This window comes from Duganella sp. BJB476 (assembly GCF_003416895.1).
Classification (GTDB): Bacteria; Pseudomonadota; Gammaproteobacteria; order Burkholderiales; family Burkholderiaceae_D; genus Rugamonas.
This window is the reverse complement of record NZ_QVIO01000004.1, coordinates 352,100-377,616: the sequence shown is the minus strand read 5'-3', so window position 1 is coordinate 377,616 and position 25,517 is coordinate 352,100. Positions and strand designations below refer to the sequence as shown.

Sequence of the window (25,517 nt, the reverse complement as noted above, 5' to 3'; positions counted from 1 at the left end):
TAGCGGTGAAAAGCAGTGACATTTTGCGCATCTTGCGTTTAATCAAGATGCTATCCTAGCTGCATCAACCCGAAATCGGCCAAGAGCGGACTAGACCGCCAATGAAATTTTACCAATACAAGCAGAGCAAGGGATAAATGACAATTCGCGACTGGCAACCTGAACAAGTTCAAAAAAAACATGTCAAGCAAGCAGCTAAAATATGGAGGACCAAAAGCGGCTATCTAAATTTCAAGAATTCGACAAAATACGATGTTATTGTCGGAGGAAAACCGTATCCCCCCAAGGCAATTTCAAGCATTGCTCATAACCTTGCGACAGGAAAGATACTTTATGCCAATGACTTCGTTGGTTCTAAAGAGGGTGTCTGGCACCGGCGTCTTAAGATACTGGGCTTTGAAATTCTGGAAAAAAATACCGCTCAGAAATTTGATGATGAGATATCGGCCAGTCTTAAATTAACAAGACAAGCTCGGCTAAAAAAGATCGTTGCAACTTCAACTAATCCACCGAAAAAATCACAGGTACAAGTTACTCGCTACGCTCGTAGCCCTCATGTAGTAGCTGAACGGCTTATTATTGCGAATGGCAAATGCGAAAAATGTCGTAAGACGGCACCATTTAAACGTAAACGCGACAATACTCCCTATCTGGAAGTTCATCATGTTAAGTTGCTTTCTCAAGGAGGACTCGACACGATAGAAAATACGTTGGCTTTATGCCCAAATTGTCATTGTGAGTTGCATGACATTTTGCGTATCGACAACTTGGTCGAATAATAATTCCCACAAAAATATTGATTTACGGCCGCTTCATATTTTTCAAAAATAACACTTTTAGGATTACAATTTCCATGCAAGACACAAAACAACTAAGGATCTCTTACAATAATGAATGGCCGATTAAGTTTTTATTTCCAGTTGAACAACAGCTAAAGAAACTTCTTGATGATCACAATCTCCAACAAGCTTTCATTCCTGCGAAATTGAACCTCTCATCCGATCAAGAATTTCACTCTCTGCTCGGTCACTTCTTAGAAGGATTAGATCAACTCCCCTTTCGACCTGATGCTGCGTTCGATGCCATTTGGAAGGCGTTGGATGCCGAATTTTTTCGGGTGAAGGATGAGGCCTGTGCTCCCCAGCATGAGTCTAGGTTCGAAAGCTTTCTAAATAAAGTTTCCACTGACTCAAACACTTGCAAGGCGTTCTATCCTCTAGCAAATGTAATACCCATGCAAACATGTGAATTTGCAGCAAAAAGGATAATTAAAAGTAAAATTGAACCAGATCAACATTCCGAACAATTTCTAAAGCGTGTAAAAAGTTGCCTAGGAAATGATCTATATGTATCTTTTCTTTCAAAATATGAACCTCTATGGTCGGCGTCCCCAGAAGAAGCGCAAAGAAAATCAGGCGCATTCTTGAGGAGATTGGTTCTTGGAGAAGAACTGGACATAAATAGTATAAAGTTTAGTCTAACAAGTGAAAAGATTGCGTCATTTTTAATCTCAATCATTATGCCGCAGTTCAGGAATGAACGTTTTCATGGAACGACATTTCCGCCATTTCGGAGCAGTGTCGCAAAATTAAAAACTTATGCACACGGATATTTTATTTTACAAGTTGCATATGCATTACTTCTAGAAGTGTTTTTGTATAGAAATTTTGGTGTTATCGATCAAAATTCTGTCGAGGAAGCGGTAAACAAAAATAGGGATATTTTCCTAAAATTATTTGACCGCGAACTTAAAAAATAAGTCTAACTAAACCGTCGAGAAGGTTCTGAAAAATATTTAAACCTGGATCCTATCACACTATCGTTTCAAAAAGTTAAAATTGATTGCTACTTAGGCCCAAGGTCAATATCACGGTAGAAAAATATCAAGTGACCGAAGCCATCACCGTAATTGATTAAACCTACAATATATCATTTGAATACTATGGCCATCGCAAAAAAACGAACATTCATTATCGACTGTCATGTTTGCAAAGCAAAAGTGGCTGCGATTGAGACCGGCAGAGCCGAGCGATTTAGCTTCGACGACGAAGCCAGCCTTCCATATGGAAACCGAGTGTTTATTGGCAACTGCCCAAGTTGCGACATAATTTTGGTTGGAGAATCTGACCAAATCGATTTTGAAAATTTTGATGCTTATGAAGATCGTTGGAGCGATGTTGTCCGCGTATTCCCAAACCCATCGAAGTCTTTTTCGAGTTGGAGGATCCCACGCGTAGTTACTGATTCACTGAACGAAGCAGATCGCTCTCTCCAGGCTGGTGCGAACATCGCTGCGTGTGTAATGCTTGGGCGTGCGCTAGAAGCACTTTGCCGCGATGTTCTGGAATCTAAACCTACAGAGACAGAAACAGGGACAGAGACAGCTAGCCCATCTGCGAAGTCCAAAAAAAGGCTGATGCTTGGAGAAGGTATAAAAAGGTTACGCGACACGAAGGTTATTGATGATCGGCTATACGACTGGAGCCAACAACTTCAAGCGTTTCGGAATCTTGCCGCCCATCCCGAAGACATAAGCATTTCAAGAGAGGACGCCGGCGACTTACAAACGTTCGTGAATGCGATTGTTGAATATGTCTATGATCTTGCGGATCGCTATGATGAATTTAAAACCCGTGCATTGAATCGTGCAATGAGGAAAAAAAACTAACCAGAAAGTTGGGCGCATCCTCTGTTACAAGCATTTCTCACCCGAAGTTGAAGATCCACGAGGTGGAACTTTCAGAAATTTATTAATGTGATGTGGTCGTCCGAGTTTCGGCTATCCGGAGCCTTAATTGTAGTAAAGAAAATCGGATCTGATATACCACATCGGATTATCGGAAGGTTGCCCTATCCCGTCTAGCATGCACGCCGATACTTACGTCTTAAAATACCAACCTCACCGCTAAGACTTACACGTTCTTAAGCTTAAGCGCTTGTCTAAACACCGGATGAATTTCCCACGTAAAACCTTGATCAACATTTGTTCTCGTACTTAATAAGGCTGGGTTATCAGAATAAGCTAGATGTTCATAGTGACCGCCAGTGAGTTCTTGACGTGCAGTAAGAAACCCAATTTGGAAAAGAAAGTGGGCAACTTCCATTGCGGCTGGTGTACCAACAACACCAACAATTTTCGGATGCACCCCCTGCAGTACGCGATTATTAAGTGCCGATATTAGGTCGGCAGTGGAGAACCATTCTGGCTCCCCAACGAAAGCAGTTAACAACTCCTCGATCTCCGGGCATTGGGAGCGAAACTCAGCGATTGTGTCCTGAATGCGGCGCCCCCCAAAGGCTGGGAGAACAGCATTAATGTCATCAAAATTGATGCGATCGCGCTGCGACTTTAATGCATTTGCTGCCGCATATTTTGCGAGTTCGACTAGCCAACGAGGCCGTCGTCTAGACAACGTGTATAAAATGGTTGTAGGAGGTCGCGATTGCTCTTTCCCCCAAGGCATGAGGCTATCAAATGCCAACTCTACAAGTTGCTTTCGACGTTTATCTATCGTCATGCTTAACGTTTTATGTACCTTCTGCCAAGCAGATGTTCGAAGCAAGTGTGCCTCGACCCTCTTTGCAAGTAGTTCATTAAAGTCAGAAAGCGACCAAGACAAGGAAATTGCATATTGTTCCACATGGGAAAGCGTTTCGTGATGCTGTTTTATGGTCGCCCAGACGTTAGGTCGCACCGTCAGTCGAAATCGGAATTCAGGTATGAGATTCGCAATTTGACGACATGCGGTAAACGCTGACGCAACTTTTGCGCGCTGAATTGGCGTATTTTCAAAGTTGTTGTCCAGATCGTCTATGAGCAACCATATCTCTGAACCGCCTTGCGACCAGCGTTTGATTGTTAGCTCTGGATTTTTCACACCTTGTCGGGTACGTTCAATCGGCAATGCCGATGACTTAAGGCGATCAACCACCGTTGAAACGAATGAGCGCTCCTTGAACCCGTTCATTTCCGCTTCTTCGACCAACGCAATCGCATCATCCCCAAACGCAAATGAAATTTGCGCTCCGATCTCGTTACAGGCCAACTTTAGAATACTCTGCTTCCAAGCACGAACCCATCGATCATGATCCGGGGTTTCAAGTTCCGGTGACAACGATGATGCCGGCACGGCGAGAACGACAGGCTGCGGGATTCTTTTGCGCAATTCAAGTTGCACCAGCCGCAACAGAGCAGATTTCCCTTCTCCTTTATATGCACGTACAATTGCGACAGATTCCGTATTATCGAGAAATTTTTTAACCTCTGGCCGCATGACCGCATAACTGGAAAAGATGTTTTCAGCTTCATCTTCAGCAGCCTCATTTCCAAATAGGTTCTTGTCTGAAAAGTCTACGAATGACATGCAAACACCTCAATTCATTAGCAATATTGGGAAAGGAAACCGTTACAGAACTATAACCGGAAATATGGTTTAGCAATCCATATTTGGGCTTGGTCATAATTTTTCATGAATAAACTGCCCAGCGAAGATACGATTGAGATTGTCAAAAACAACTGGACGACTCTAATTCATCAGGCAGTTGTCGTCAGCCCAACTCTGCTCTACAAAATTTCATCACCTTTCGGGCCCGCGCGAAAGGTGACGCTCTTGATCCTGCTTCCGTAACTGGGCCGCCCCTCCCGTATCCAGCCCTAACCTCGCAAGATATGTCGGCGCAGCCGGCGCAACTTTCCCTTCGCACTCCGTCACCAGAACGAACGGATGCCGTCCAACCGCCCGTTGTACCTGCTGATTGGTGAATCCTCCAAGTCGCCCATCAGCGCGGCTGATGGCATTCGCCCCATGACGTCCAACATCTTGCACAAGCACGTCTGCAGCCAACCCGCGCAATCGATCAGGCAATGCCGTCTGAGACAGCTTCACCTATGCTTGGTATTGCTCATTCCCCGTCTCCACGAGCGACGCCGGGACAAGTCCCCATTCGCGCAACGTCTGCCCCCCTTCTTTTTCAGACTAGCCAGCAGTACCAAACCAGGTTCACCATCGGGCCGTATCCAGACATCGTAGCCAGGCGCATTCATGCGCTTGAACCATGCCATGCTCTTGACCACTTCCGTCTTGCTCCACCGCCGCTCCTTGCTTGCCCTGCCTCGCGTCTACCAGCGTCACCAAGAAGCGATCCACGCCCATCGCCGTCATTTGCCTTTGCGCGGCTTCATTGCTGCGATCTCTGGCCGTAGTAGCTCCGCTACCGCCTTTGCGTCCAGCGTGTTCTGCACTGTTGGTGCCGGCGCCAGCCAAAGCCAAACTACGCTCACGAGCAGCCCCGTCGTTATTCCCGTTAACAGACCCAGCAGGTAGTGGCTCACTTCCATCTACTGCCCCGCCTGGTCCAGTCGTTCGGCTACTCTCTCGGCCGCTATCGTCGCGTTAATCCAGGACGTGATCGCCGCCTCCACCTGTGCCCGGAATTGTTCGCCCTGCTCCCGGCTGTGCTGCGCAATCTGCTCCAGGCTCGCTCTCGTCTCGTCCGTCAACGTGGCCATCGCCTGCGCCAGTGGCTCCAATAACGTCTGGTTCAGCGCTTCCACCCGCGCCGCGTCCGAGGCAGCGGCCAACTGCCGCACCGTATCGCTCTTTGTCATAGCGTATCCCACGTTTCGTCAGCCCCATCGGACTGTAGCCCTTCCCCCTGTCGCTGCCTTTCATCATCACGCCGTCCAGCGGGTACGATAGGCCCGACATCTTGCGGCCCTCCAACTGCGTAACCGGCACCATCTCGACGCCAACCGCCGCCAGGAGCTCGGCGTATTCGCTGGAGCTGTGGCAATGAACGGCTGCGCCATCGCACAGCTGCTCCAATCGCTAGCGCGTCGATGGCACACCAGTGCGCAAGCCTTCCTCGATCTCGCCCTTCGTCAGCGCGTGGCGCTGCACCTCGATTGATGGCGTCACGCGCCGTAAGTCAAATTCGCGCTCGATGGCGCGCATCAGCGTCTCTTGCCGCCGATAGTCATGACTGTCAGATGTGACACCGCCATCAAAGCGGATGCGGTTCACCAGCAGGCAAATTGGTGTGATCAAGTCCGATGAGTGTTTCTGGCCACCGTGCTTGCCGCAGCAAGGACGGTTTGTAAAGGCCCCGGGACACCACTCCCGTATATGCGGTATGTTCACTGCTTGCCCGCGCCGCATGCGCGTATGGCGCCGCGATCCGCTCCTTGTAGAAGCCTGATCGCGGTGGGACCAGTTACCCAGGGTCCATGGGGTGTGCCTCGCACACGTTGTCGGCCCACGTGGGGCAAGGTTGGCAAGCAGCGTTCTGCTGCGCTGATAGCGGTAGATCCGCTGTCACTGGCCTGCGTCACTGAGAAAACAGTGGCGGAGCCCATATGGCGCTTGGTTGCTAGCGCGTCGTCACTGGCAGCAGGCCGCCAGTAACGACGCGCGGTTTGCGCCGCGGACTAGGGCGGCGTATAGGACATGCACGCGGCGGCAGATCGCCGCGTGAGGTGGGGGCGGTGCGTGAATGCGCACGATGTGACGCGCATCATCCTCAGGGGAAGGATGCGCAATATGGATACAGCCCGTCATGGGCTGATCACGGGCTCGCTCAAAGGCGAAGCCGATCTAAGTTGAAGCTATGCACGAATGCATTATCTAAGGGCGCGTGACGAGCGCAGACGCTTGGCGCGATGCCAAGTTGCGCGAAGGGCGATCCCTTCGCGTCGAAAAGCATATTGTCCTCCACCTGGCACCGCGCCCGCATCACCGGCATGAAATTTTCGCCGATTGATTTGTCGAACGCTGATTGAAAAAGGCCCCCGATAAACACGCTCATTTCGACTGGCCCTTGCACGGACAACGGCGCATCGTATCGTACAGCGACAACCATCATTGGAGGACAACATGAGAACGCTACGACAGTCTCCCCGAGCCGATCAGGATTTCAGCACGCTCCGTGCCCTCGAGCCCGAAGCACATATGAAGATCCCTCCGAAGCCGGTCTCAGCTAAACAAAGAACGGACCGCACACCGATGCTCTACAAGATCACCAGCGTGATGGAACTGCTGGAAATTTCTCACGCGACTGTTTACCGAATGGTCGCGAGCGGCCAGCTGGACCTGGTAAAACTGAGTGCCCGGTCCAGCCGGATCACCTCGGCGAGCGTGGCGCGCATCCTTGCGCAAAAAGACTCCAAGGACTAAGCTAATAGCACAAGGTTCTTGCATCAGCGGAACCAAACCGGGTGCGATTTGGCGCAAAACGGGATTTTTGACGGTAGTTTTGAGACTGTACTTTCAGACAGCCAGCAATCACAAGGCCTACTTTTCCGTGTGATTCCGGCTCCCGCACCACCCAATACTGTGAAAAACCCGTTATGCCTGCCAGGCCTAGCGGGTTTTTTATCGCCTGGCGCCGGCGCCACCCGCGACCGCGCCGATGAGCTTGCGAAACAACAGCCACTGGACCGCTTCATTGTAGTTTCCCGCTAAAACGGCATAAACCATATGTAACGTTATTCCGCTTTCCATATTTCCATTATGCATATGCTATCGTAATTTCATGCAATCCCGCCTGGTCCGGATTGCCTGGCCCGGTGCGGCGGGGGGCCCGCCGGTATTCTTTCGATAGTTTGATGGAGGTGTAGAAATGGCTGTATCGTTTAAACCTGCTGTGATGTCCACCCTGTTGCTGGCCATGGCCTTGAGCGCCGGCGCCGCGTCGGCCAACGCGCTCAGCGAGAATTTCGACGGCGGCGTGCCGAGCGGCTGGACGGTCGTCAACAATAGCAATCCACTGGGCGACGCCGCCTGGTTTCAGGGTAACCCCATGGCGTTCAATGCACAGCAGGGCGCACCCAATTCCTACATCGGCGCCGCCTGGACCAGCGGCAAGGACGTGTCGGCCATCAGCAATTGGCTGATACTGCCAACCTCGACCTACCATAACGGCGACACCCTGTCGTTCTACACCCGCACCGTCGAAAGCTCGCCCTTCCCCGACCGCCTGGAAGTACGCTTCAGCAATGTCGGCGGCGTCAACGTCGGCGGCGCGGCCGACAGCGTCGGTTCGTTCAGCTCGCTCCTGCTGTCCGTCAATCCCGGCCAGGACACCGGCGTTTATCCGGACGCGTGGACCAAGTACAGCGTGACGCTGAACGGCCTGTCCGGCGCCACCAATGGCGCCTTCGCCTTCCATTATTCGCTGGATGACGGCGGCCCGAACGGCACCCGCTCCAACCTCATCGGCATCGACACCGTGTCGATCACCGCCGTGCCGGAACCGAGCACCTACCTGATGCTGGGCGCCGGCCTGGGCCTGGTCGGCCTGGCACGCAAGCGCAAAGCCAAGGCGGCTTAAGCAGCCAGCGAGGCGGACGGCAATCGCCGCCTCCGCCTCGCCAGCCCGTTCCGCTAGAATGGCGGCATGCCTCCCGCCAAACTCCCCAAATTCCCCGGCCCGCTGACCGCGCGCGGCGCCGTGCTGGCCATCCTGATTTCCGACGCCGACCAGACCGGCGCGCCGCCGCTGCAAGGCCGCACCTCGCTGGCGGCCATCGTCAAGACGCTCAAACGCAAATACAACTGGCCGGTCGAGACCAGCAGCTTCCCGTCCAACACCGGCGACGGCCGCGCCAGCTGGGCCACCGTCTACAGCCTGCCGCCCGCCGTCATCGCCAAGGCGCTGGCCAGCGGCGGCCGCGAATGGCTGGAACGCCGCAGCGCCGCCCGCGGCGCGCCGTAACATCTGCTTACTCTGGAAACACTTTCTGCGTCACCGGCTTTGCTCTCCGCCCCGTTATATGGACAAGCGCCACCGTGGCGCAACCCAGGAGAACAAAAATGACGACCACCCCAACCACCCGCATCCACCCATTGATGGCCGTAGCCGCTGTGTCGCTGACGCTGGTCAGCCTGGTCGGCGCCGCGTCGATCGCCGGCCTGCTGCCTAGCTCGCATGCCACCCCAGACACCACTCCGGTGGTCGCCAACTCAGCGCCACAGGCTGGCCAGTCACTGGCCGCCCAGCCTGCGCAGGAAACGCGCCAGCCCGTGATGGAGCACCGCACCGTGCATCATGTAACCCCGCAGGTGCGCCGCGTCGACAGCAACGGCGACAGCGTCCAGGCGCCGGTGGCCCAGGCGCCTGCGCCGGCACCGGCACCGGTGGCACAGAACAGCCCGCTCGGCATGGGCATCGGCGCGGTGGTTGGCGGCTTGATCGGCAACCAGGTCGGCGGCGGCAAGGGCAAGACCGCGGCCACCATCGCCGGCGTGGTCGGCGGCGCCTACGTCGGCAACGAGATCGCCAAGAAGAACTAAGCTTCCCCCACGCAGCGCCACGGCCCGGCCCCGCACAGGGGACCGGGCCGTTTTGTTTGCACCCGCGCAAAGCCGGATTTAATTTCTCAGTGGAAAATATGACATAATGCTTGCCGCCCTACCGCCACACATACCGATCGTCATGACCACCGATACCGACCCACACGAAGACTTGCGACATTTTTGGCAGCAGCGCGTCAAGGCCAGCCGTTGGCTGATCGTCAAGACTTCTGCGCTGGGCGTGCTGGCGGCGATATGCGGCGTGCTGGGCCAGGGCTGGCTGGAGGACGCCAGTCCGCTGTTCCCCATCATCAGCCAGAACTACGGCGCCTGGCAGGCCGGCTACCTGCTGGCCCTGCTGGTGATCTTCCTGCTGTGGGCCGCCGCCATGCTGCAAAAGTTCAGCCTGCTGCAAAACAGCAAGCAGGGGCGCGACATGCAGCAGCGCATCGACGAACACAACGAGCGCATCGCCCAGAAAAAGCTGGAAGCCAAGCAGCGCCGCGAACAGGAAGAGAAGGAAAAGGAAACCGCCCCCTCCTTCTTCAAGACCTCACCCCGCAGCAACAAGTTCGACTACTGAGCTACTCGTAGCGCAGGCAATCGACAGGCAACAGCTTCGACGCCCGGCGCGCCGGATAGAAACCAAAGAACACCCCCACCAGGCTGGAGAAGCCGCACGCCACCACCACCGCCCGCAAGGTGATGAACACGTCGAACTTGCCGGTCGAGGTGATGCCGGCCGCCGCCCCGGTGGCCAGCAGAATGCCGAACACGCCGCCCACCAGGCAGATCACCACCGCTTCCGTCAGGAACTGCAGCAGCACGTCGCGCGGCTTGGCGCCGATCGCCATGCGGATGCCGATCTCGCGGGTGCGCTCGGTCACCGACACCAGCATGATGTTCATGATGCCGATGCCGCCGACAATCAGCGAGATCGCGCCGATCAAGCCCAGCAAGGCAGCCAGGCCGGCGCTGATCTTCTGCGCGGTCTCGGCGAACGAGGCCAGGTTGTCGATGCGGAAGTCGTCCGGCTGCTCGAACTTGATGTGATGCCGATCGCGCAAGGTTTCATTGATGTCCTGGATGGCGTCCTGCAGATTGCCGCCGGACTTGCCCTGCGCCACCACGTAATGCACATTGCCGGGGAACGGCAGCCGCACCAGGTTGGCCGCCGACGCCGTGATCGGCACCAGCACGTAGTCGGCCAGGTCGCCGCCGTCGACCTGCTTGCCCTCGCCGTACAGCACGCCCACCACCTGGAACGAAACGTTCTCGATGCGGATGTACTTGCCCAGCGGGTCGACCTTGTAGAAGAACTGGTCGGCGATCTTCTTGCCGATCACCACCATGCGCGAGGCGGCGCGCACATCGGCGTCGCTGAAGGCGCTGCCCTTGTCGATCTTCCAGCCACGGATCTTGAACATGGCCGGCGTCACGCCGTGCACCGTCTTCGAGGCGTTCTCGTTGCCGACCGCCAGGTTGAAGCCGCCCTGCAGCACGCCGGCCGCGCCGGCCAGCGACGGCAGCGCGTTCAGCGCCGCCGCGTCGGCCATGGTCAGGGCCGGCGCCGCGCCGGTGCGCATGCGCTGCTGCTGCGCGCGGTCGCCGCCGGGCGAGACGAATAGCATATTCGTGCCCAACTGCTCCAGCTCCTTGGCGATGAAGCGCTTCATGCTGTCGCCCACCGCCAGCAACAGCACCACCGAAGTGATGCCGATGATGATGCCCAGCATGGTCAGCAGCGTGCGCAGGCGGTTCGCCATCATCGAGCGAAACGCCTCTACCACTATCTGTAAAGGATTCATATGATTTATACGGTTATGGGTTCGTGGCTCTGCGACATCAGCCGCAAGCCTTCGGCGGCGGGGCCGTCGTACAGCACATGGCCGTCCTTGAGCCGCATCAGCCGCTTGCTGTAGGCCGCGATGTCCGGCTCGTGCGTGACCAGCAGGATGGTGATGCCGCGCTCCTCGTTGAGCTGCTGGAACGAGCGCATGATCTCCTCGCTGGTCTGGGTGTCGAGGTTGCCGGTCGGCTCGTCGGCCAGGATCAGCGGCGGGTCGCCCACCAGCGCGCGGGCGATCGCCACCCGCTGCTGCTGGCCGCCGGACAGCTGGTTCGGCGTGCGCTTGGCATAGTCCTTCAGGCCGACCCGCTCCAGCTCCACCAGCGCCTTGGCGTGCGCCTTGCCGCGCGAGACGCCGGCATAGATCAGCGGCAGCGCCACGTTCTCCGCCACGCTCATGCGCTTGATCAGGTTAAAGCTCTGGAACACGAAGCCGATGGTGCGGTTGCGGATGGTCGCCAGCTCGGCGCGCGACAGGGTCAGCGTGTCGACGCCGTTGAGGTGGTAGCTGCCGCCGGTGGCCTGGTCGAGGCAGCCAAAGATATTCATCAGGGTCGACTTGCCCGAGCCGGACTGCCCCATCACCGCCAGGAAGTCGCCGCGCGGCACCGCCAGGTCGATGCCGAACAGGACCTGGGTTTCAACGTTGCCGGAGAAGTAGCTCTTGGTGACCTGTCGTATATCGATCAGCAATTGCGGCGCGGTCACAGGTCACCCTGCTTCTCGTTGATCGCGCGCGTGATCACCTTGTCGCCCTTCTTCAGCTCGCCACCGACGACCTCGGTGTAGCGGAAGTTAGACAGGCCGATCCTGATGTCCCTGGCCACCGGGTTGTTCTTGTCGTCCATGGTGTAGATCTTGAACGAGCGCGCCAGTTCGCTCTTGGTGCGGAAGGCGGCGTCGTCTTCCTGCGGCGCCTCGGCCACTGCGCTCGCGCTGGCGCTGGCGGATGCGCCGGCGGAGGCCGTCTTGGCGGCCAGCGCCTTGTCCTTCTTGGCCTGCTTCTCGACCTCCTCGTCGCTCAGGCGGAAGCGCAGCGCGGCGGTCGGGATGCGCAGCACCTGCTGGCGGTTGCCGACCAGCAGCCGCACCTGCGCCGTCATGCCCGGCTTGAGCAGCTCTTCGCTGTTGTCCACGTCCAGCACCACGTTGTAGGTGACCACGTTCTGCACCACATTGGCGGCCAGCCGGAACTGGCGCATGCGGGCATCGAATTCCTTGTCCGGATAGGCGTCGACCACGAAGCGGGCCGCCTGGCCGTCCTTCAGCGCGCCGACGTCGGCTTCCGAGACGCTGGTGTCGATCTGCATCTTGGTCAAGTCCTGGGCGATCTGGAACAAGGTCGGCGTGGTGAACGAGGCCGCCACGGTCTGGCCCAGGTCCACCGTGCGCTTGATGATGACGCCATCGATCGGCGAGCGGATCACGCTGTTGTCCAGGTCGGCCTGGGCGCGCGCCAGCTGCGCCTGCGCCAGCTGGATATTGGCCTGCGCCACGTCGACCTCGCGCTTGGACTGGTCCAGCGCCAGCGGCGAGATGAAGCTCTGCGTCACCAGGGTCTGGTTGCGCTGGTGGGTGGCCTGCGCCAGCCGCAGGCTGGCCCGCGCCGACGCCAGCTGCGCCTCGACCTGGCGGATCTGGGCGTTGAAGATGGTCGGGTCCAGCTTGAGCAGCACCTGGCCTTTCTTCACATGGTCGTTGAAGTCCGCCTTCAGCTCGCTCACCGTGCCCGACACCTGCGAGCCGATGTTGATCAGCGCCACCGGGTTGATGGTGCCGGTGGCCGTCACCGTCTGCGTGATGTTGCCGGTGTCGGCGGCGGCCACGCGGAAGCGCGGCGCCTCGACCACCGGGGCCTTGCTTTTGGAATACCAGGCGGCGCTGGCGCCACCGATAACAAGCAGGCCTACGGCCAGCGCAATCTTCTTCTTGGTCAGGAAAGCCATCGTCTCTACAAGTCCCATAGGTGAGATCCGGCGGTATGCGGATCGGCCCGCCAAGTATATGGCGTTTTGCCAGAAATGCAATCATGCAAGTCTTAAGCCCCGTCTATCCCCTACGACGGATTTCCGGCGCGGGAAAACAGCCCTACCATGGCTCATCATTCACTCCTGAAGGAAGTCCATCATGTCCAGCAACGCACCCGACTCTTCCCGCCGTTCCGCCATGGTCGGCGGCGCCGTCGCCGCAGCCGCCGCGGTCGCCACCGCCCTGCCGCTGGCCGCCGTCAGCAGCGACAGCCAGGCCGCCGCCAAAGTGCAAAAAACCGTCAGCACCATCACCACCCGCGACGGCGTCGAGATCTACTTCAAGGACTGGGGCCCGCGCAGCGGCCAACCGGTGATCCTGAGCCACGGCTGGCCGCTCAACGCCGACAGCTGGGAATCGGCCGCCTTCCACCTGGCCAACAACGGTTTCCGCGTGATCACGCACGACCGCCGCGGCCACGGCCGTTCGAGCCAGCCTTGGGACGGCAACGACATGGACCACTACGCCGACGACCTGGCGCAGCTGATCGAAGCGCTGGATTTGAAAAACATCATCCTGGCCGGCTTTTCCACCGGCGGCGGCGAAGTGGCGCGCTACGTGGGCCGCCACGGCACCAGGCGCATCGCCAAGCTGGGCCTGATCTCGGCCGTGCCGCCGCTGATGCTGAAAACCGACACCAACCCGGGCGGCCTGCCGATGGAAGTGTTCGACGGCATCCGCGCCGGCTCGGTCGCCAACCGCGCCCAGCTGTACCTGGATATCGCCTCGGGTCCGTTCTACAACTACAACCGTCCGGGCGCCAAGCCGTCGCAAGGCATCATCGACGCCTGGTACGCGCAGGGCATGCAGGCCGGCCACAAGAACACCTATGATTCGATCAAGGCCTTCTCGGAAACCGACTTCCGCGACGACCTGAAAAAGTTCGACAAGCCGACCCTGATCATCCACGGCGAGGACGACCAGATCGTGCCAATCGACGCCGCCGGCCGCGCCTCGGCCGCCATCGTCAAGCACGCCAGGCTGATCACCTATCCCGGCGCGCCGCACGGCCTGACCGACACCCACAAGGAGCGCTTCAACGCCGATTTCCTGGCCTTCGCCAAATCCTGATACAAGCAGGTGCTTGTTCTGTGATAAGGTTTCTGCTGTGCCAGTTCGCCACAGCGGAAACCTTATGAATATCGATACTCTCCTGCGGCTGTTTGCGCCCCCGACCGACCCTTCCCTGATCCAATACGGCAGCTACACGCCGTCGCTGGTGCTGCTCTCCATCTTGATAGCCATCTTTTCGTCCTGGATGGGATTGCAGGTGGTGGCGCAAGCCCAGTCCAGCAAGAGCCGCAGCCTGCGCGCCATCATGCTCGGCACCGGCAGCCTGGCGCTGGGCTGCGGCGTGTGGGCCATGCACTTCATCGGCATGCTGGCCTTCAACCTGTGCACCGAGGTCGACTACGACCACGTGACCACCATGCTGTCGGTGCTGCCCAGCCTGGCCGCCTCCGCCATCGCCCTGTCGCTGATCAGCCGCCGCCAGATCGGCACCGGCTCGCTGCTGCTGGGCGGCCTGCTGGTGGGCGCCGGCATCGGCGCCATGCACTACACCGGCATGGCGGCGATGCGCATGTCCTTCGACCTGTACTACGATCCGCTGATGTTCGGCCTGTCGATCGTGGTGGCGGTGGTGCTGGCCACCCTGGCGCTGTGGGTGCGCTTCGGCCTGCGCCTGCACACCCGCCTGCCGTCGAGCGTGCTGGGCGCGATCAGCGCCACCGTCATGGGCTGCGCCATCGCCGGCATGCACTACACCGGCATGGCGGCCGCGCGCTTCGCCGGCCGCCCGCTGCCCGGCGCCGCGCCCGAGCAAAGCAGCACCTTCCTGGCGCTGGCGATCTCGCTGATCACCATCGCCATCACCATCTTCATCATGTCGGCCAACGGCCTGCTGCGCTACCGCGAACTGTTCCGCCAGAAAAGCGAAAGCGAAGCCTGGATGCGCGCCCTGCTGACCACCACCATCGACGGCGTGGTCACCGTCGACCGCGAGGGCCTGATCCACGAATTCAACGCCTCGGCCGAACGCATCTTCGGCTGGCGCCGCGACGAGATCGTCGGCCAGAACATCCGCGTGCTGATGGACGACACCCAGCGCTCCGAGCGCGACGGCCTGCTCAACTACCTGCGCACCGAGAACTCGGCCATTCCCGGCCAGGGCAGCGAAGTGATCGCGCTGCGCAAGGACCGCAGCAAGGTGCCGATCCGGCGCGCGCTGGGCCACGCGCGGCTGGCCGAGCGCGACCTGTTCGTGCTGTTCATCACCGACATCAGCGAGCGGCGCGCCATCATGCAGGCGCTGCGCGACAGCGAGCAGCAGTTCCGCTCGCTGATCGGCAACATCCCCGGCATCTCCTTCCGCAGCAGCATGCGCTTCGACGCGCCGCCGGTGTTCGTCAGCGACGGCATCGAGCGCCTGGCCGGCTACCCGGCCAGCGACTTCGTCGGCGACAGCCGCAGCCGCACGCTGGGCAGCCTGATCGTGCCGGAAGACCGCGCCGGCGTCGAGGCGGAGATCGACCGCGCCGTCGCCGACACCAGCGCCTACCAGGTCGAGTACCGGCTGCGCCACGCCGACGGCCACGCCAGCTGGATGTGGGAGCACGGCGCCGTCACCCAGGACGAGAGCGATCCCGAGCTGCGCTGGATCGACGGCGTCATCCTCGACATCAGCGAACGGCGCCAGATGGAGCAGGAGCTGCGCAAGGCCAAGGAGACGGCCGAGCAGGCGGCCGCCGCGCGCGCCAGCTTCGTGGCCAATATGAGCCATGAAATCCGCACGCCGATGAACGCCATCCTCGGCTTCACCGACGTGCTGCTGGACACCGAACTCGACGACAACCAGCGGCGCCACCTGGACACGGTGCGCAAGGAAGGCCGCTCGCTGCTGCGCCTGCTCAACGAAATCCTCGACACCGCCAAGCTGGACAAGGGCGCGGTGGAGCTGGAGCCGGACGACTACAGCCTGCTGGGCCTGATCGACGAGCTGGCCTCGACCTTCGGCAGCAACGCCCGCAGCAAGGGCCTGGCGATCGACATCGTCTACGACCCGTCGCTGCCGGCCTGGCTGCACGGCGACGAGCTGCGCATGCGCCAGATCCTCGGCAACCTGCTCGACAACGCCATCAAGTTCACCGCCGCCGGCACCGTCAGCCTGCGCGCCAGCGCGGCCCAGGGCCAGCTCGAGATCGCGGTGCAGGACACTGGCATCGGCATCGCGCCGGAGCGGCTGGAGGCGATCTTCGACCCCTTCACCCAGGCCGACCCGTCGATGACGCGGCGCTTCGGCGGCACCGGCCTGGGCACCACCATCAGCCGCCAGCTGGTGGCGCTGATGGGCGGCAAGCTGTGGGCCGAGAGCACGCCCGGCCAGGGCACCACCTTCCACGTCCGGCTGCCGCTGGAGCCGGCCCGCAACGACAGCAGCCAGGCCGCCGAGCGCACCGCCTATCCGCTGCCGCCGCTGCGGGTGCTGGCGGCCGACGACGTGCCGCAAAACCTGGAGCTGCTGACCCTGCTGATGCACAAGCGCGGCCACACGCTGGAGCGGGCCGGCGACGGCACCGCCGCGCTGCGCCTGTCGGCCGAGCGCCCGTACGACCTGATCCTGATGGACATGCAGATGCCGCTGATGGACGGCCTGGCGGCGACCCGCGCCATCCGCGAGCGCGAGCGCGCGGCCGGCGCGCCCGCCATTCCCATCGTCGCCATGACCGCCAGCGTGCTGGCGGCGCACCGCGAGGCCGCCTCCGCCGCCGGCATGAACGGCTTCGCCTCCAAGCCGGTGGACTGGTATGCGCTGTCGCATGAGATCGCCCGCGTGCTGGCACTGCCGCCGCTGGAGCAGGCGCCGGCAGCGGCCGACGCGCCGGCGCGCGCGCGCGTGCTGAACCAGAAGACCGGCCTGCAGCGCTGGTCCGGCGACGAGGTCAAGTACCACCAGGCGCTGCACCGCTTCGCCACCGACTACGGCGACGCCGCCACCTCGCTGGCGCGGCTGTTCGCCAGCGACAGCGAGACCCGGCTGGCCGAAGCGCAGGCCTGCTGCCACAAGGTGCGCGGCGTGGCCGCCAACCTCGGGCTGGAGCAGCTGGCCGCCACCCTGGCGCAGGCGGAAAAGCTGTGCGGCTCGCCGCAGCGCGAGGCCGGCACGGCCACCCTGCCGACCGAACTGGCGCAGGTGCAGCGCATGCTGACCTCGCAGCTGGACGCGGCGCTGAGCGCGATCCACGCGATCGAAACCCCGCGCGCCGTGCAGCGCGAACGCGAACAGGCCGCCGCCGCGGCCGCCGCCGCGCCGTCCTTCGACGCGGCGCGCGCGCACGCGGCGGCGCAGGCGCTGCTGCCGTCGCTGCGGCGCGGTGCGCTGGACGACGCCGCGCTGGCCGTGCTGGCCAGCGCCATGAGCGGCGCCGGCCTGTCGGCCGCGCTGGCGCAGGAACTGGCGGCGCTGCACACCGCACTCAACGATTTCGATTTTCCGCAAGCCCATGCTACGCTGCTGGAATTGGCCGACCATCTGGCCAAGGAGAACCCATGATTAAAGAACCCACCAACGACCTGCCCCTGATCCTGGCCGTCGACGACGAGGCCAGCAACCTGCAGCTGCTGCGCCATATCCTGCAAGACCAGTACCGCCTGCTGTTCGCCAAGGACGGCCCGCGCGCGCTGGAGCTGGCGCGCCAGGAGCGGCCGCAGCTGATCCTGCTGGACGTCATGATGCCCGGCATGACCGGCTATGAAGTGTGCCGGCTATTGAAGGAAGACGAGGCCACCGCCGCCATCCCGGTGATCTTCGTCACCGCGCTCAGCGACGCCAGCGACGAGGTGGTCGGCTTCGACGCCGGCGCGGTCGACTACATCACCAAGCCGGTCAGTCCGCCCATCGTGCGCGCCCGCGTGCGCACCCACCTGTCGCTGGTGCGCGTGGACGAGCTGGCCCGCACGCGGCTGGAGATCGTCCAGCGCCTGGGGCTGGCGGCCGAATACAAGGACAATGAGACCGGCCTGCACGTGATCCGCATGAGCCACTACTCGCGCATCCTGGGCCGCGCGGCCGGCATGAGCGAGGCCGAGGCGGACGACCTGCTGCACGCGGCGCCGATGCACGACGTCGGCAAGATCGGCATCCCGGACAGCATCCTGCGCAAGCCCGGCCCGCTGGAGACGTCCGAATGGAAGATCATGCAGACCCATGCCGCGATCGGCGGCGACATCATCGGCCAGCACCCGGGCGGCATGCTGGCGATGGCGCACCAGGTGGCGATGACGCATCATGAAAAATGGGATGGCAGCGGCTACCCGAACGGCCTGGCCGGCCGCGAGATCCCGCTGGTGGGGCGCATCGTCGCCATCGCCGACGTGTTCGACGCGCTGACCTCGGCCCGTCCCTACAAGCCGGAATGGCCGATCCCGCAGGCGGTGGAATACCTGGAGCAGCAGCGCGGCAAGCATTTCGACGCCGAACTGGTCGACCTGTTCCTGACGCAGATGCCGGCGCTGCTGGAGGTCAAGCAGCGCTGGGCGGAGCGCACCGCCTAGCGCTGGCGGCTCAAGCCAGGCGCGCCATCACCCCGACCACGTGGTCGATCTGCGCGCGGGTGTGGCCGGCGTTCATCATGAAGCGCAGCCGCGCCTGGCCCACCGGCGCCGCCGGGAACTGCACCGCGTCCACATGGATGCCTTCCTTGCGCAGCGCGATCGCATAGCGCTGGCAAGTCTCGGCCTCGCCGACCAGCACCGGCAGGATCGCCGTCTGGGTCGACAGGATGGAGTAGCCCAGCGGCGCCATCCGCTCGATGAAATAGCGTTGGTTGTCCCACAGGCGCTGGCGCCGTTGCGGTTCCTCGCGCAACAGGTCGAGCCCCGCCAGCGCCGCGGCCGCCTGGTCCGGCGGCGGCGGGCAGGTGTAGCCGTAGGCCGAGCTGGTCAGGCGGATCACGTCGGCCACCTCGCGCTCGACGGCGACAAAACCACCCAGCGCCCCCAGCGCCTTGCTCAGGGTTCCCATCTGCATGATGCACGGGCTGTAACAGCCGTAATGCTCGGACGTGCCGCCGCCGTTGGCGCCCAGCACGCCGGTGGCGTGGGCGTCGTCGAGGTACAGCAGCGCGCCGTAGCGCTCGGCCAGCTCCACCAGCTGCGGCAGCGGCGCGATCGTGCCTTCCATGGCGAACACGCCGTCGCTGACGATGAGCGGCGTGCTGCCCTCGGCCGCGCCGGCCTTCAGCAGCGACTCCAGGTGGTTCATGTCGCCGTGGCGGTAGTTGTAGCGCAGCGCGCCCGACATCTGGATGCCTTCGCGGATGCTGACGTGGTTGTACTCGTCCGAGTAGTAGGCGTACTTGTGGCGCTTGCGGGCGCGGTAGCCGTGCAGGCGCGCCAGCGCGGCCGCCTTGACGATGGACGACAGCACGCCGATATTGGCCATGTAGCCGGTGACGAACAGCACCGCGTCGCCCTTGTGCTTGAGGGCGCCGAGCCGCGCTTCCAGCGCGCGGTAGATGTCGAGGTCGCCGCCGTGCAGGCGCGACTCGCTGTTGCCCACGCCGTAGCGCCGCAGCCCGTCCCCGGCGGCCGCCACCAGCTGCGGATGCCGGGCCAGCGCCAGGTAGTCGTTGGTGCTGAACGACACCACCCGCTCGTCGCCGGCCTGGGCGGCGGGATGGACGGGATGGTGTTTGAGCCAGTCGGCGATGTCGCTTAAGTCGTGCATGGAGAATGAAATGGCCAGCCTGAGTAGGTAACCCTCCATGGTAGCGGCCGCCGGCTTACCGCAGGCTTGCGATTACATTACCGATCGGATAGCAGTCAGGACGGCGGCGCCAGCGGCAGCAGGATGCGCGCCACCAGGCCGGGCGCGCCGTCCTCCAGCAGCAGTTCGCCGCCGTGCGCCAGCGCGGTGGCGCTGACGATGGCCAGCCCCAGGCCGTTGCCCGGCAGGTGGCGGCTGTCGTCCAGGCGGTAGAAGCGCTGCCGCACCTTGGCGTGCTCGGCCTGCGGGATGCCGGGGCCGTTGTCGTGCACCGCGATCGAGGCCAGGCCGCCGTGGAACAGGCCGGCGCGCACATGGATCGCCCGGCCCGGCCCGGCGTACTTGATGGCGTTGTCCAGCAGGCTGGCGACGGCGCTGGCCAGCAGGTTGCGGTCGCCGTCCACGTACAGGTGCTCGGGCGCGTCCACCGTCAGCGTCACGCCGCCGTCCTCGGCGCTGGCCTCGTACATTTCGCCGATGTCGGTGGCGATGTGGCCCAGGTCGAGCCGCTCGAACAGCCGGCTGCGCATGCCCGATTCGGCCTCGGCGATCTGCAGCAGGCGCTCGAACAGCCGGATCAGGTCGTCGATGTCGTCGATGGCGTCGTGCGCGGCGCAGGACAGGCCCGGCACCGTGGCCTGGTGCCGCAGCGCGTCGTCGAGCTTGCTGCGCACGCGGCCCAGCGGCGTGCGCAGGTCGTGCGCGATGGCGTTCGAGACGTGGCGGATGCCGTCCATCAGCAGCTCGATGCGGTCCAGCATGCGGTTGATGTCGCGCCCCAGCAGCGCGAATTCGTCGCGCCCGCTGACCGCGATGCGCGAGCTGAGGTCGCCCGCCTCGATGTGGGCGGCGGTGCGGCGGATCGCGCCCAGGCGCCGCTCCACCACGCGCCGGAACAGCAGCGCGCCGGCCAGCGTCAGCAGCAGCGACACGCCGGCGCCGGCCAGCAGCGCGTGCCAGATCACGGCGCGCACCGCTTCCTGCTCGCTCAGGTCGCGCCCGACGATCAGCACGCCGCCGTCGTCGAGCGGGCGCAGGTACAGCCGCGCCGGCGCCCGGCGGCCGCTGCGCGTGACCACGGTGCTGAGCAGGGTGGGACCGTCGCTGCTGTCGCTGCGCGCGGCGGCCGCCGGCCAGGCGCCCAGGTTGCCGGCCAGCGGCTGGCCGTCGGCCGCCAGCATCTGGAAGATTTCGAGGTCGCTGTCGATGCCGTCGTCCAGCAGGCGCCGCACCTCGGCCAGCAGCGCGCCGCGCGCCTGGCCGGTGGCATGCGCCAGCAGGCGGTCCGACTGGGCAATGATGCGGCCGTCGATATCCCGGTCCAGCACGCCCACCGTGCCGAGGTAGAACACCGCCGACACCAGCACGATGGAGGCCGTGCCCAGCAGGCCGTAGCCCAGCACCAGCCGGGCGGCGGTCGAGGCGCGCAGGGTGATCAAGCGGGCCGGCCCCCGGCCGGCGGCTCGCTCTCTTCCGGCGCGGCCGCGCCCATGCGGTAGCCGACGCCGCGCAGCGTGTGGATCAGCATGACGGGGAAGTCCTTGTCGACCTTGGCGCGCAGGCGGCTGATCTGGACGTCGATGACATTGGTCTGCGGATCGAAATGGTAGTCCCACACCGATTCGAGCAGCATGGTGCGGGTCACCACCTGGTTGACGTTGCGCATCAGGTATTCCAGCAGCCGGTATTCGCGCGGTTGCAGCGTGATGACCCTGGCGCCGCGCGTGACGCGCAGCGTGCGCAGGTCCAGCTTGAGGTCCGCCACCTGCAGCTGCGAGCTGTCGGCGCCCGGCGCGCTGCGCCGCTGCAGCGCCTCGATGCGCGCCAGCAGTTCGGAAAAGGCGAACGGCTTGGACAGGTAATCGTCGGCGCCGCCGCGCAGGCCGGTGACGCGGGCGTCGATCGAGGTCAGCGCGGAAACGATGATGACCGGGGTCTGCTTGCCCAGCGCGCGCAGCCTGTCGACGATGGACAGGCCGTCGATGCGGCCCGGCAGCATGCGGTCGAGGATGATGATGTCCCAGTCGTTGCCGGCCGCCAGGTCGAGGCCGTCCGGGCCGTTGTCGCAGGCGCTGACCAGGTAGCCCGCTTCGCGCAGCCCCTTGCAGATGTAGTTCGAGGTTTCGGCTTCGTCTTCAATAACCAGGCAGCGCACGCGGGTCTCCGGGATTCAGGGTGGTGGCGGGTATTCTACCCTGCGGCGTGGCGACAGCGGTGGTGAACTCCCGCCCGGACGACGTCGTTGCGTCGCACAGGGGGTGGCGCCGTCTTGGCAGCGTCATCTATGAGGACCATCGGCAGGGCGCGGAGTTCGACCGCCATGATAGCCGCGCCCGCCAGGGACGCACTTGCGCCAGATCAAGCCGCGCGCTGGCGGCCGGCCAGTTCGCGGTACAGCGCGTGGTAGTTGCGCGCCATGGTTTCGGCGGTGAACAGTTCCCAGTAGCGCGCCTCGGCGCGGCGGCCCATCTCGGCGGCGCGCTCCGGCTGCTCCCACAGCGTGCGCATGGCGGCGCCGAAGGCCGGCGGATCGTCGGGCGGCACCACCAGCCCGGTCTCGTTGTCGATGTTGATGTAGGTGGTGCCGGTGCCGATCTCGCTGGAGATCATCGGCTTGCCGTACATCGCCCCTTCCAGCAGCGAGATGCCGAACGCTTCCGAGCGCAGGTGCGACGGGAACACCATCGCGTAGCACAGCTCCAGCAGCGCCACCTTGTCCAGCTCGGCCACCGCGCCGACGAACATCACATGCGTCAGGCCGAGGCGCTGCGCGTGTTCCTTGAGCTCGCGCTCGATCGGGCCGGCGCCGACGATCACCACCGGATAGTCGACGTTGGCCATGGCGTCGAGCAGGATGTGCAGGCCCTTGTAGTAGCGCAGCACGCCGACGAACAGGAAGAAGCGCTCGCCGCAGCGGGCGCGCCACTGTTCCTTGAGCTCGGCCGACGGCTGCGGATAGACCGCCTTGTCCAGGCCGAAGGTGATGGTGCGCGTCTTGTGCTCGAAGCGCTTGAGCACCGACGACGAGGCCAGGTAGTTGGGCGAGCTGGCGACGATGGTGTCGACGCTGCGCAGGAAGCAACGCTTGAGCGGGCCGTACACACGCAGCAGGTTCTTCTGGCGCACGATGTCCGAGTGGTAGGTCACCACGCTCGGCTTGTCGATGCGCGCCATGAAGTGCGCCAGGTCCATGAACGGCCACGGGAAGTGGTAGTGGATCACGTCGGCGTCGCGCGCCAGGCGCGCCAGCTGGCGGATCGCCGCGAACGAAAAGCCGGTGGAGGCGATCTCGAAATCGAGCGGCATGCGGTGCACGGTGTGGCCTTCGAACTCGATCCTGGCCGGGCCGCTGTCGCGCGTCAGGGTCAGCACTTCATTGGTGACGCCGAGGCGGCCGGTGCTCACGCACATCTGGCGTATCACTTGCTCGATGCCGCCCCAGGAATCGGGGTAATAGGTTTTGTAAAAATGGAGAACGCGCATGACGGCTTCAGTAAGATAAGGCTTGGTGGTACACGGCGACGGTACGGCGCGCCGCGGCCTCCCAGGTCAGTTCGAGCGCGCGGCGGTGGCCGGCGGCGATGCAGCGCTGGCGCAGCGCGTCGTCGCGCGCCAGCGTGGTCATCGCGGCGGTGATCTCCGGCACCGACAGCGGATCGAATTCCAGCGCCGCGCCCTGCGCCACTTCCGGCAGCGAGGTGGCGTTGGAGGTGGCCACCGGCACGCCGCTGGCGAACGCTTCCACCAGCGGCAGGCCGAAGCCCTCGTGCAGCGACGGGAAGATGAAGGCGCCGGCGCCGGCGTACAGGTGGTGCAGCTGGGCGTCGTCGGTCAGCCGGCTGAGCCAGATGACGTTTTCGCCGCGCTGGCCGGCGGCCTTGATCTGTGCCACCAGCTCGTCGCACAGCCAGCCGGGCGCGCCGACGATCACCAGCTGGCGCGCGGCGCGCAGCACCGGCGGCAGGGCCAGGTAGGCTTCCAGCAGGCGGCCGACGTTCTTGCGCGGCTGCAGCGTGCCGACGAACAGGAAGTAGCCGGGGTTGAGGCCGTGCAGCGCCAGCGTGGCGTCGCGCGCCTCGGCCGCCGGCGCCTCGAACCATTCGGGACGCACGCCGTGGTGCACCACGCTGATCTTGCGCTGGTCGACGCCGAAGTGCTCGACCAGCTCGCGGATCGAGTAGTGCGAACCGGTGATCACGTGCTGGGCGCGGCGCGCGGCCTGGATCTGCAGCCAGTTCTTCAGGCCGCGCAGGCGCGGCCGGCACCATTCCGGATGGGCGATCGGCACGGCGTCGTGCAGGGTCGCCACCACCGGGCAATCCATGCGCACCACGCGGTAGTCGGTGGCGTGGAACAGGTCCAGCGGCGGCGCGTCGCGGCCCGCCAGGCGGCTGACGTTCATGTGCACCGACTTCGGCAGCAGCAGGTTGCCCAGCGACGCCAGCGGGAACGACAGCGGCAGCGCCCGGCCCACCGTCAGGCGCTCGGCCGTGACCGGCGACGGGAAGGAAAACGGCAGCACCTCGGCGCCGGCCTGCGGCAGGTGTTCGAGCAGCGCGCGGCTGTACACGCCCATGCCGTCGAGCCGGCCGCCGGTCAGCGCCGGTTCGGCGGTGGTGGTGGACAGGCCCACGCGCAGCACGCGCGCGGCCGTGGTCGGGACCGCGCTCACGCCGTGTACATCCAGCGCAGCGTGTCGGCCAGCGGCACCGTCGCCAGCGCGCCGGTGGCGGCCTGCAGGCGGCGGTTGTCGCCGACCAGGCGCACCACTTCATTGGCGCGCACGAAGGCCGGGTTGACGTGGACGTTGATCTGGTAGCCGGCGATGTCGGCCATCATGGCCAGCGCCTCGCCCAGCGAGTACGCCTGGCCGGAGCAGATGTTGAAGGTCTGGCCGGCGGCGGGGCCGGCGGCCAGCAGGCGGCGGTAGCTGTTCGCCACCATGCGCACGTCGGAAAAGTCGCGCCACACGTGCAGGTTGCCCAGCTCGATGTCGGCGGCCCGGCGGCGGAAGTGGGCGACGATCTTCGGCAGCAGGAAGTTCTCGTGCTGGCCGACGCCGGTGTAGTTAAACGGACGCACCACGATCAGCGGCAGCTTGTCCTGCCACAGGCGCGCCATGTATTCCATGGCCAGCTTGCTGACCGCGTAATCGTTGGCCGGCGCGGCCGGCACGTCCTCGCCGATCACGCCGACGTCGGTGTTGCCGTAGATATTGGCGCTGGAGGCCAGCAGCACGGCCGACGGCTGGTGGTCGGCGGCGGCCAGCGCTTCCAGCAGGTTGCGGGTGCCGGCCACGTTGACGCGGTAGATCTGCTCGACGTCGCCGTGGCCGACGAAGGCGATGGCGGCCAGGTGAGCCACCACGTCCGGCCGCACCTGCGCCACCACGGCGGCCAGGCCGGCGCGGTCGTTGAGGTCGACGGCGAACTGGCGCTCGCCGGCGGCGTGGCCGGGCGTGATGGTGCCGTACACCTCGTAACCGGCGGCGCGCAGCTCCTGCTCGACATAGCGGCCGGTGAAACCGGACAGCCCCGTGATCAGGGCCCGCTTGCCGGCGCCCTCCATGCCTTCAGCAGCCATC

Annotated in this window: 23 protein-coding genes; 11 read left to right on the top strand and 12 right to left on the bottom strand. The window is 62.9% G+C overall.

Translation table 11 applies throughout. The features are described 5' to 3' along the window. Window positions 1-137 precede the first annotated feature (137 nt). The 3 genes from D0T21_RS18250 to D0T21_RS18245 all read left to right on the top strand — a co-directional run bounded on the left by D0T21_RS18250 (window position 138) and on the right by D0T21_RS18245 (window position 2,668). On the top strand, window positions 138-779 hold the full coding sequence (locus tag D0T21_RS18250) for an HNH endonuclease signature motif containing protein (protein ID WP_116994458.1): 642 nt from the start codon (window positions 138-140) through the stop codon (window positions 777-779). A 74-nt stretch (window positions 780-853) separates the two neighbouring features. After that, the gene (locus tag D0T21_RS31770) at window positions 854-1,759 is read left to right on the top strand and encodes a hypothetical protein (protein WP_147328132.1); all 906 of its coding nucleotides are present in this window, start codon (window positions 854-856) and stop codon (window positions 1,757-1,759) included. A gap of 183 nt (window positions 1,760-1,942) precedes the next feature. Further along, complete coding sequence (locus D0T21_RS18245) at window positions 1,943-2,668, top strand: DUF4145 domain-containing protein (RefSeq protein WP_116994457.1); 726 nt, start codon at window positions 1,943-1,945, stop codon at window positions 2,666-2,668. Window positions 2,669-2,912: 244 nt separating this feature from the next. Here the strand turns inward: D0T21_RS18245 and D0T21_RS32245 are convergent, their stop codons facing one another. The 3 genes from D0T21_RS32245 to D0T21_RS31765 all read right to left on the bottom strand — a co-directional run bounded on the left by D0T21_RS32245 (window position 2,913) and on the right by D0T21_RS31765 (window position 6,047). After that, on the bottom strand, window positions 2,913-4,364 hold the full coding sequence (locus D0T21_RS32245; protein WP_199539640.1) for a P-loop ATPase, Sll1717 family: 1,452 nt from the start codon (window positions 4,362-4,364) through the stop codon (window positions 2,913-2,915). A 974-nt stretch (window positions 4,365-5,338) separates the two neighbouring features. Beyond that, window positions 5,339-5,608, bottom strand: a complete 270-nt coding sequence (locus D0T21_RS32500; RefSeq protein WP_229211538.1) for an IncQ-type mobilization protein MobB — start codon at window positions 5,606-5,608, stop codon at window positions 5,339-5,341. A 220-nt stretch (window positions 5,609-5,828) separates the two neighbouring features. Further along, window positions 5,829-6,047, bottom strand: coding sequence for a hypothetical protein (locus D0T21_RS31765; RefSeq protein WP_147328131.1), 219 nt, complete (start codon window positions 6,045-6,047; stop codon window positions 5,829-5,831). A gap of 900 nt (window positions 6,048-6,947) precedes the next feature. Between D0T21_RS31765 and D0T21_RS18225 the strand changes: the two genes are divergently transcribed. The 5 genes from D0T21_RS18225 (at window position 6,948) to D0T21_RS18205 (ending at window position 9,873) form a co-directional block, all read left to right on the top strand. Next, the gene (locus D0T21_RS18225; protein ID WP_229211537.1) at window positions 6,948-7,172 is read left to right on the top strand and encodes an AlpA family transcriptional regulator; all 225 of its coding nucleotides are present in this window, start codon (window positions 6,948-6,950) and stop codon (window positions 7,170-7,172) included. A 445-nt stretch (window positions 7,173-7,617) separates the two neighbouring features. After that, entirely contained in the window at window positions 7,618-8,328 is a 711-nt protein-coding gene (locus D0T21_RS18220; RefSeq protein ID WP_199538556.1) for a choice-of-anchor J family PEP-CTERM protein, read from the top strand. 66 nt (window positions 8,329-8,394) lie between these two features. Continuing rightward, window positions 8,395-8,712 (top strand): hypothetical protein, encoded by a 318-nt coding sequence (locus D0T21_RS18215; protein WP_116992195.1) that lies wholly within the window; start codon window positions 8,395-8,397, stop codon window positions 8,710-8,712. A gap of 98 nt (window positions 8,713-8,810) precedes the next feature. Then, window positions 8,811-9,290 (top strand): glycine zipper 2TM domain-containing protein, encoded by a 480-nt coding sequence (locus tag D0T21_RS18210; protein WP_116992194.1) that lies wholly within the window; start codon window positions 8,811-8,813, stop codon window positions 9,288-9,290. 142 nt (window positions 9,291-9,432) lie between these two features. Beyond that, window positions 9,433-9,873 carry a hypothetical protein gene (locus D0T21_RS18205; RefSeq protein WP_199538555.1) on the top strand — a complete coding sequence of 147 codons (441 nt, stop codon included), beginning with the start codon at window positions 9,433-9,435 and terminating at the stop codon, window positions 9,871-9,873. A gap of 1 nt (window position 9,874) precedes the next feature. Here the strand turns inward: D0T21_RS18205 and D0T21_RS18200 are convergent, their stop codons facing one another. From D0T21_RS18200 to D0T21_RS18190, 3 genes are read right to left on the bottom strand one after another with little or no spacing between them, the layout of a single operon-like run. Continuing rightward, entirely contained in the window at window positions 9,875-11,059 is a 1,185-nt protein-coding gene (locus tag D0T21_RS18200; protein ID WP_116992192.1) for an ABC transporter permease, read from the bottom strand. Between the two features lie 44 nt (window positions 11,060-11,103). Beyond that, window positions 11,104-11,847 carry an ABC transporter ATP-binding protein gene (locus tag D0T21_RS18195; protein WP_116992191.1) on the bottom strand — a complete coding sequence of 248 codons (744 nt, stop codon included), beginning with the start codon at window positions 11,845-11,847 and terminating at the stop codon, window positions 11,104-11,106. Beyond that, entirely contained in the window at window positions 11,844-13,103 is a 1,260-nt protein-coding gene (locus tag D0T21_RS18190; protein WP_229211536.1) for an efflux RND transporter periplasmic adaptor subunit, read from the bottom strand. The genes D0T21_RS18195 and D0T21_RS18190 overlap by 4 nt, the downstream gene beginning before the upstream one ends. Window positions 13,104-13,266: 163 nt before the next feature. Here D0T21_RS18190 and D0T21_RS18185 point away from each other — a divergent pair, with 163 nt between their 5' ends. From D0T21_RS18185 to D0T21_RS18175, 3 genes are all read left to right on the top strand, one after another. Then, window positions 13,267-14,238, top strand: a complete 972-nt coding sequence (locus tag D0T21_RS18185; RefSeq protein WP_116992189.1) for an alpha/beta fold hydrolase — start codon at window positions 13,267-13,269, stop codon at window positions 14,236-14,238. A 64-nt stretch (window positions 14,239-14,302) separates the two neighbouring features. Continuing rightward, window positions 14,303-17,719 (top strand): MHYT domain-containing protein, encoded by a 3,417-nt coding sequence (locus D0T21_RS18180; RefSeq protein ID WP_116992188.1) that lies wholly within the window; start codon window positions 14,303-14,305, stop codon window positions 17,717-17,719. After that, window positions 17,716-18,720: an HD-GYP domain-containing protein gene (locus D0T21_RS18175; protein ID WP_116992187.1), complete on the top strand. Its 1,005-nt coding sequence runs from the start codon at window positions 17,716-17,718 to the stop codon at window positions 18,718-18,720. The genes D0T21_RS18180 and D0T21_RS18175 overlap by 4 nt, the downstream gene beginning before the upstream one ends. Before the next feature lie 10 nt (window positions 18,721-18,730). Here D0T21_RS18175 and D0T21_RS18170 read toward each other — a convergent pair whose 3' ends face one another. The 6 genes from D0T21_RS18170 to D0T21_RS18145 all read right to left on the bottom strand — a co-directional run bounded on the left by D0T21_RS18170 (window position 18,731) and on the right by D0T21_RS18145 (window position 25,516). Beyond that, window positions 18,731-19,894 carry a pyridoxal phosphate-dependent aminotransferase family protein gene (locus tag D0T21_RS18170; protein ID WP_116992186.1) on the bottom strand — a complete coding sequence of 388 codons (1,164 nt, stop codon included), beginning with the start codon at window positions 19,892-19,894 and terminating at the stop codon, window positions 18,731-18,733. Between the two features lie 95 nt (window positions 19,895-19,989). Next, window positions 19,990-21,372, bottom strand: coding sequence for a HAMP domain-containing sensor histidine kinase (locus tag D0T21_RS18165; protein WP_116992185.1), 1,383 nt, complete (start codon window positions 21,370-21,372; stop codon window positions 19,990-19,992). Beyond that, window positions 21,369-22,088 carry a response regulator transcription factor gene (locus D0T21_RS18160; RefSeq protein WP_199538554.1) on the bottom strand — a complete coding sequence of 240 codons (720 nt, stop codon included), beginning with the start codon at window positions 22,086-22,088 and terminating at the stop codon, window positions 21,369-21,371. The genes D0T21_RS18165 and D0T21_RS18160 overlap by 4 nt, the downstream gene beginning before the upstream one ends. 203 nt (window positions 22,089-22,291) lie before the next feature. Continuing rightward, window positions 22,292-23,416: a glycosyltransferase family 4 protein gene (locus tag D0T21_RS18155; protein WP_116992184.1), complete on the bottom strand. Its 1,125-nt coding sequence runs from the start codon at window positions 23,414-23,416 to the stop codon at window positions 22,292-22,294. A gap of 7 nt (window positions 23,417-23,423) precedes the next feature. Then, window positions 23,424-24,605: a glycosyltransferase family 1 protein gene (locus D0T21_RS18150; protein ID WP_116994454.1), complete on the bottom strand. Its 1,182-nt coding sequence runs from the start codon at window positions 24,603-24,605 to the stop codon at window positions 23,424-23,426. After that, window positions 24,602-25,516 carry a GDP-mannose 4,6-dehydratase gene (locus D0T21_RS18145; RefSeq protein ID WP_116992212.1) on the bottom strand — a complete coding sequence of 305 codons (915 nt, stop codon included), beginning with the start codon at window positions 25,514-25,516 and terminating at the stop codon, window positions 24,602-24,604. Before D0T21_RS18145 ends, D0T21_RS18150 begins: the two co-directional genes overlap by 4 nt. Between the last annotated feature and the right edge of the window lies 1 nt (window position 25,517).

Excerpts from the sequence above, each read along its gene's own strand:
- D0T21_RS18250 (WP_116994458.1), top strand. The coding sequence starts at position 138 with ATGACAATTCGCGACTGGCAACCTGAACAAGTTCAAAAAAAACATGTC.
- D0T21_RS31770 (WP_147328132.1), top strand. The coding sequence starts at position 854 with ATGCAAGACACAAAACAACTAAGGATCTCTTACAATAATGAATGGCCG.
- D0T21_RS18245 (WP_116994457.1), top strand. The coding sequence starts at position 1,943 with ATGGCCATCGCAAAAAAACGAACATTCATTATCGACTGTCATGTTTGC.
- D0T21_RS32245 (WP_199539640.1), bottom strand. The coding sequence starts at position 4,364 with ATGTCATTCGTAGACTTTTCAGACAAGAACCTATTTGGAAATGAGGCT.
- D0T21_RS32500 (WP_229211538.1), bottom strand. The coding sequence starts at position 5,608 with ATGACAAAGAGCGATACGGTGCGGCAGTTGGCCGCTGCCTCGGACGCG.
- D0T21_RS18225 (WP_229211537.1), top strand. The coding sequence starts at position 6,948 with ATGAAGATCCCTCCGAAGCCGGTCTCAGCTAAACAAAGAACGGACCGC.
- D0T21_RS18220 (WP_199538556.1), top strand. The coding sequence starts at position 7,618 with ATGGCTGTATCGTTTAAACCTGCTGTGATGTCCACCCTGTTGCTGGCC.
- D0T21_RS18215 (WP_116992195.1), top strand. The coding sequence starts at position 8,395 with ATGCCTCCCGCCAAACTCCCCAAATTCCCCGGCCCGCTGACCGCGCGC.
- D0T21_RS18210 (WP_116992194.1), top strand. The coding sequence starts at position 8,811 with ATGACGACCACCCCAACCACCCGCATCCACCCATTGATGGCCGTAGCC.
- D0T21_RS18205 (WP_199538555.1), top strand. The coding sequence starts at position 9,433 with ATGACCACCGATACCGACCCACACGAAGACTTGCGACATTTTTGGCAG.
- D0T21_RS18200 (WP_116992192.1), bottom strand. The coding sequence starts at position 11,059 with ATGATGGCGAACCGCCTGCGCACGCTGCTGACCATGCTGGGCATCATC.
- D0T21_RS18190 (WP_229211536.1), bottom strand. The coding sequence starts at position 13,103 with ATGGGACTTGTAGAGACGATGGCTTTCCTGACCAAGAAGAAGATTGCG.
- D0T21_RS18185 (WP_116992189.1), top strand. The coding sequence starts at position 13,267 with ATGTCCAGCAACGCACCCGACTCTTCCCGCCGTTCCGCCATGGTCGGC.
- D0T21_RS18180 (WP_116992188.1), top strand. The coding sequence starts at position 14,303 with ATGAATATCGATACTCTCCTGCGGCTGTTTGCGCCCCCGACCGACCCT.
- D0T21_RS18175 (WP_116992187.1), top strand. The coding sequence starts at position 17,716 with ATGATTAAAGAACCCACCAACGACCTGCCCCTGATCCTGGCCGTCGAC.
- D0T21_RS18170 (WP_116992186.1), bottom strand. The coding sequence starts at position 19,894 with ATGCACGACTTAAGCGACATCGCCGACTGGCTCAAACACCATCCCGTC.
- D0T21_RS18155 (WP_116992184.1), bottom strand. The coding sequence starts at position 23,416 with ATGCGCGTTCTCCATTTTTACAAAACCTATTACCCCGATTCCTGGGGC.
- D0T21_RS18145 (WP_116992212.1), bottom strand. The coding sequence starts at position 25,516 with ATGGCTGCTGAAGGCATGGAGGGCGCCGGCAAGCGGGCCCTGATCACG.